Origin of the sequence: Pseudopedobacter sp., from assembly GCF_040392825.1 — a bacterium.
Classification (GTDB): domain Bacteria; phylum Bacteroidota; class Bacteroidia; order Sphingobacteriales; family Sphingobacteriaceae; genus Pseudopedobacter.
Window position 1 is genome coordinate 1 of sequence record NZ_JBEBVH010000263.1, and the last position, 5,276, is coordinate 5,276.

The 5,276-nt window shown below is 35.6% G+C and carries 6 protein-coding genes; 4 read left to right on the forward strand and 2 right to left on the reverse strand.

Features of this window, described 5'->3' with window-relative positions; genetic code table 11:
* From ABWO41_RS15010 to ABWO41_RS15025, 4 genes are all read left to right on the forward strand, one after another.
* Positions 1 to 1,617, forward strand: a 1,617-nt coding sequence (locus tag ABWO41_RS15010; protein WP_353139813.1) for a beta-N-acetylhexosaminidase, incomplete at its 5' end; no start/stop codon positions are given.
* A 72-nt stretch (positions 1,618 to 1,689) separates the two neighbouring features.
* Positions 1,690 to 3,096 carry an alkaline phosphatase gene (locus tag ABWO41_RS15015; protein ID WP_353139815.1) on the forward strand — a complete coding sequence of 469 codons (1,407 nt, stop codon included), beginning with the start codon at positions 1,690 to 1,692 and terminating at the stop codon, positions 3,094 to 3,096.
* Positions 3,097 to 3,217: 121 nt separating this feature from the next.
* Positions 3,218 to 3,622: a hypothetical protein gene (locus ABWO41_RS15020; RefSeq protein ID WP_353139817.1), complete on the forward strand. Its 405-nt coding sequence runs from the start codon at positions 3,218 to 3,220 to the stop codon at positions 3,620 to 3,622.
* Between the two features lie 74 nt (positions 3,623 to 3,696).
* The gene (locus ABWO41_RS15025; RefSeq protein ID WP_353139819.1) at positions 3,697 to 3,957 is read left to right on the forward strand and encodes a hypothetical protein; all 261 of its coding nucleotides are present in this window, start codon (positions 3,697 to 3,699) and stop codon (positions 3,955 to 3,957) included.
* A gap of 53 nt (positions 3,958 to 4,010) precedes the next feature.
* On the opposite strand, the gene mnmC2 is transcribed toward ABWO41_RS15025, so the two are convergent.
* Positions 4,011 to 4,697, reverse strand: a complete 687-nt coding sequence (gene mnmC2, locus ABWO41_RS15030) for a tRNA (5-methylaminomethyl-2-thiouridine)(34)-methyltransferase MnmC2 (protein WP_353139821.1) — start codon at positions 4,695 to 4,697, stop codon at positions 4,011 to 4,013.
* Position 4,698: 1 nt separating this feature from the next.
* Positions 4,699 to 5,193 (reverse strand): rhodanese-like domain-containing protein, encoded by a 495-nt coding sequence (locus ABWO41_RS15035; RefSeq protein WP_353139823.1) that lies wholly within the window; start codon positions 5,191 to 5,193, stop codon positions 4,699 to 4,701.
* Positions 5,194 to 5,276: the final 83 nt, after the last annotated feature.

Below are 5,276 nucleotides of genomic sequence, written 5' to 3' on the forward strand. Positions count from 1 at the left end.
CAAGACAAAAAACTTTTGAAACACCCTTTTATAAAACATTTTATGAAATATTTTAAGATTATACATCTACTTCTGATTTTACTAATAAGCAACAATGTTTTTGGACAAACAGAAGTATCGATAATTCCTTACCCCAATAATGTAGTGTTTAAAGAAGGTTCTGTAAGTTTGTCTAAAGGCGTATACATCGCTGGCAATTCAAATCAGAAAGCGTATTTACAGGAAGTCCTTCATAAAAGAGGAATTTCAAAGACCACCGTGAAAAAGGGTGTTGAGATTCGGCTGTTATTGAGCTCAGACGTATCCGACCATTCTGAATCATATGAGTTTTCTGCTTCTAAAAACAAAATAGAAATAAAAGCGTCTACCGAAACAGGGATTTTTTACGGAATTCAAAGCTTAAATCAACTTATGTTGAAATCGCTTGAAATCCCTTTGGTGACCATTAAAGATGAGCCAGCCTTTAAATGGAGATCTTTTATGCTGGACGAAGCCCGGTATTTTCATGGAAAGGAAGTTGTAAAGCAGCTTTTGGATGAAATGGCTTTATTAAAAATGAATAAATTTCATTGGCATTTAACTAATGATGCGGGTTGGAGAATAGAAATTAAAGCATTTCCGTTACTGACTCAAATAGGTTCGAAAAGAGACAGTACGCAAATAAACGACAACGGAAAAAAATGGAAGAGCGAAATTTCGGATCACAAAGCGCATAGTGGTTTTTATACTCAGCAAGATATAAAGGAAATTATCGCTTATGCTGCCGAGCGTCAGATTACGATTATTCCCGAAATTAGTATGCCAGGACATACTTCTGCAGCAATTGCCAGCTATCCTTATTTAGGGACTACTAAACAACAAATGAAGATCCCTACCCGTTTTGGGGTCGAAAGTGCAGTTTTAGATGTTAGCGACGAAAGAGCCAGGCATTTTATTCATCAGGTTTTAAAGGAGGTTTCAGAACTATTCCCTTCTCAATATATTCATATAGGAGGAGATGAAGTGAAATTTGACCAATGGAAGAACTCTAAATCGGTACAGGATTATATGGTTAAGCATGGTATTAAAAATTATTATGATCTTCATGTTTACTTTACTAACGAGGTATCAAAATTTGTCGAAGATTCTTTGGGTAAGAGGATAATAGGATGGAACGAGATATTGGGGAAAAACGTACATGAATGGGCAAATGAGGAAAATGCAAATACTTCGTTGTCGAAAAAAGCGATAGTCCAATTCTGGAAAGGTGATGCCAAAGATTTGTTGTTTGGTATAGATAAAGGTTATGAAATTATTAATTCAGATCACCGATTTACTTATCTGGATTATACTTATCAGCAAATTGATTTAAAAAAAGCATACGGATTTAATCCGGTTCCGGCAGGTTTAAATGCAGAACAACAGAAACTGATTGTGGGCCTTGGAGCACAGATGTGGAGTGAATGGACACCTGATTTTAAAGATATTTCATATCAGACTTTTCCACGTATTGCAGCTTATGCAGAGTCCGGATGGACGAGAACGCAGCATAAAGACTTTCTGAGATTTGAAAGAAATATCCCTTATCTGATAAGTTATTGGAAGTCTAAAAATTACAATTTACCGTCAGGTTTTTAATCGGTTTTTTATAAGAATCAAAATTCTTAGACAGATTACAACAAATTAACATTCTAATCATAACTTTAAAGCATGAAAAGAAGAGATCTCTTTAAAGGCGGCGCCTTAGCTTTTTTAGGCGGTACGCTATTCTCTCCAATAGAGATGCTGGCAGCACCATCAGCAAAGAAAGGTCAGTTAGCAAAAAATATTATTTTTCTGGTAAGTGATGGTATGAGCATAGGAACTTTGAATATGGCGAATTTACTATTGCAAAGAAAAGAGGGAAGAAGTTCTAACTGGTTGAAATTATATGAACAAAACAGGGTAACAAGAGCTTTAATGGACACTGCTTCCGCAAATTCGTTAGTGACAGATTCTGCTGCTGCGAGTTCTTCATGGGGTGGTGGAAAAAGAGTTCCTAATGGTTCTTTAAATGTAAATGCAGATGGAACAGAGAACACACCTATATGGCAGAAATTTAAAAAAGCAGGTAAAGCAGCTGGTGTTGTTACTACTGTGATGGCTACACATGCTACTCCGGCAGGTTTTTGTGTAACCAGTAAAAAGCGTAGTGATGAACCAGGAATTGCAAAAAAATACCTGGAATTAGGCATAGACGTTATTATGGGAGGGGGCTTGGAAAACTTCGACCCGAAATTAAGGAAAGATGGACAGAACGTATTTGCAGATTTTGAAAAGAAAGGCTATGCCGTATTTAAAGACCGCAAGTCATTAAAGGGGCATAACGGCGCAAAACAGCCAATTTTAGGAATCTTTTATCAGGATGCATTGCCGTATGCAATAGACAGGACATCGGATAAGGAATTGATGGAAAAAATTCCAAGCCTTGCAGAGATGGCCAAACAGGCAATTACTTCACTTTCCCAAAATAAAAATGGTTTTGTTTTACAGATAGAAGGTGGAAAGGTAGATTGGGCGGCTCATGCAAATGATACATCAGCGACATTGTACGACCAGATAGCTTTTGACGAGGCTATTGCTGTAGCTATGGAGTTTGCAGAAAAAGATAAGGAAACTTTAGTTGTAATAACCACAGATCACGGAAATTCAAATCCAGGTTTATATTATGGCGGTAAAGCAGATAAAAATTTCGATACCTTGCAAAGTTATAAGCAATCTAATAACTGGGTGTTAAACGGCATTGGTAAAAGTACTTTGCCATCACAGCTAATAGAGCGAATAGAATTTGCGCAGGGCTATATTATTCAACCGGAAGAAGCTAAACTGATTCTTAAGCATTACGAAAATCTGGACGAGGATGGTCTGTATAATCCTTATAAGCTACCATACAAACAGTATTCACAAATACAGTCTGCTCATAATTCGGTAGGATGGGGCGGTATACAGCATACAGGAGACTATGTAGAGCTGGCGATGTTTGGGCCGGGAAGCGAATTATTGAAACCCTTTGTTAAAAATTATGAGCTTCATAATTTGTTGCTTAAAGCTGCAGGTGTAGCAGATTATAAAGTATAGGATTAAACTTTTTTATTATATAAGCGTCTTACCAATAAGCATCACAAAATGTGGTGCTTTTTTTGTTATAGGATGAAACTATAGACAAGAATTTATCGTCTAATTATTAAAAGACACGGAGATGAAAAGAATATTATTTTTAATTGCGGGTGTGATTATTCTAGGAGTTACTTCATGCCAGAAAGATGTTAACAATTATTATACTGTTACCAATAAAACCATTTATGCCGAAAGGTCTGGATCACAATGGACATTGGTTGATGATGGAAAGACTTTTGTATCGACTATTCCGCTTTATGAAACTGATAATTTTTACAACGATTATGATGGGATACTAGTATATATAAGCTACGATAATAAAATATGGGAGCAAATTCCACATACCTATTTAGGCATCGCTTATAGTTTCGATACCTCTAACTCTGATATTGAGGTTAGAATGCAATATTCTGATTATACTCAAATAACAGGAGGAGGCCCAGGCCGTGTTTATTTCAAGATTGTTTTAATTCCATCGGAAGAATAAACAGTGTTTATGGCATGATATTGGTTTTGATATAGATAGAGATAATTAGATTAATCATCATAATTCCTTCTACTATGAAAGATACGAAATATCAAAAATTCAATGTCCGTGTGAATATCGGGGATAAGGATGATAAGGCATTTGATTTGCAAATACAACCCGAAGATACTACAGATGGCGTTCCATATTTTATATGTGAAACTAATGGAGTAGAAATAGCTCGTTTAAGGAGAAATGAACATAATGCATGGGAACAGATTTGGGGAGATTTAGACGAGCGAACTATAAATAATATAGGTAAAGCAATTGAAATGCATGATTCAAGCCGGTTATAATACCGGCTTGTTTATTGATTATCGAACATGTTTAACGATTATTTTAGCTAAAACTAAATTTTTATAGCTCTTAACATTTCTCTTTTTCCGGCAGAGCCCGGTGCTTTTTCTACCTTCATACCTAAAGATTTCATTATTCTTTTTAAATCTCCGGTGATGGCATATGTTACAAATACACCACCTGGTTTCAAAAAACTTACTGTGTGGGTTATGGCTTCTGCAGACCACATTTCTGGCTGTTTTTTAGAAGCAAAAGCATCAAAGTAAATCACGTCAAACAACTCATCAGAACTAAAATTCATTAATTCTGTATAAGCTATATGGTAATTGCAAAAATTATTTAGTGGAATAAATCTTTCTAATGCCTGACTATAGGTGTCTTTGTATCCCTGCCAGGTATTTTGAGATACAAGTTCGTGATAATTTGTGTGCTCTATAAAATCGAATTCCAAAGGAAATGCTTCAATTCCTACATAATTCAGGTTGATTGCTGTTCCGGTACAAAAATCGGCAGTAAGCAGAAAATTTAAACCTGTTCCAAATCCTACTTCCAATACAGAGACCCGCTTACTTTCGTTATCGGCTAAAAAATATCTGAGACCGGAATTTAGAAATACATGGTTGCTTTCTTCCACGGCTCCATGCATACTGTGGTAATTTTCGTCAACAATAGGGTTATAGATAGTTCTTGAATTATCTGCTGTTGTTATTATAGTAAGTGTCTTATTGTCTGAATCCATGCTAAAAAACTATTGCTCCCTTTTTAACCCATTGTGCCCAATCCTTGTTGTACGTATGGATTTCTGTGGTTTGTGCCCCATCATTCCTGAAAAGCGCTTGCCCATCGTTTGTCCATTGGATGAGTCCACCATAAAGATTGTACACATTTTTATATCCTGCTTTGACCAGTTTACTGCCAATTTTTTCGCTCCTATTACCAATTGTACAGTAAACTACAATATGAGCAGATTTCGGAATATCGTAAACTCTTCTCATATCGAACCAAATGTACCCAACATTTTTAGCGCTTCTTATATGGCTAATGTCAAATTCCTCTTTTTCTCTGACGTCCAGAAAGACAATGTTATCTATCGTTTTCAGGGAATCAATAGTAATTGAAGGAATATCGCCTTTTATATTTTCTTTCAGGAAAACATCATAATCCTCCTCTTTATTACTCTGAGGTAAGATATATGAGGAAACAGTAAGGAAAATAGATAAAATAAGATGCACCATATTTTAAAGATAGAAATAAAATGAAAACGTCAAAAGTTGGAGAAATAATATACGTTTTTGTTATTTAAAAATTAGTTTGGCAT

Bases quoted from the DNA above. Each gene is read 5' to 3' on its own strand.
- mnmC2 (WP_353139821.1), bottom strand. From the start codon at position 4,697: ATGGATTCAGACAATAAGACACTTACTATAATAACAACAGCAGATAAT.
- ABWO41_RS15035 (WP_353139823.1), bottom strand. From the start codon at position 5,193: ATGGTGCATCTTATTTTATCTATTTTCCTTACTGTTTCCTCATATATC.
- ABWO41_RS15015 (WP_353139815.1), top strand. From the start codon at position 1,690: ATGAAAAGAAGAGATCTCTTTAAAGGCGGCGCCTTAGCTTTTTTAGGC.
- ABWO41_RS15020 (WP_353139817.1), top strand. From the start codon at position 3,218: ATGAAAAGAATATTATTTTTAATTGCGGGTGTGATTATTCTAGGAGTT.
- ABWO41_RS15025 (WP_353139819.1), top strand. From the start codon at position 3,697: ATGAAAGATACGAAATATCAAAAATTCAATGTCCGTGTGAATATCGGG.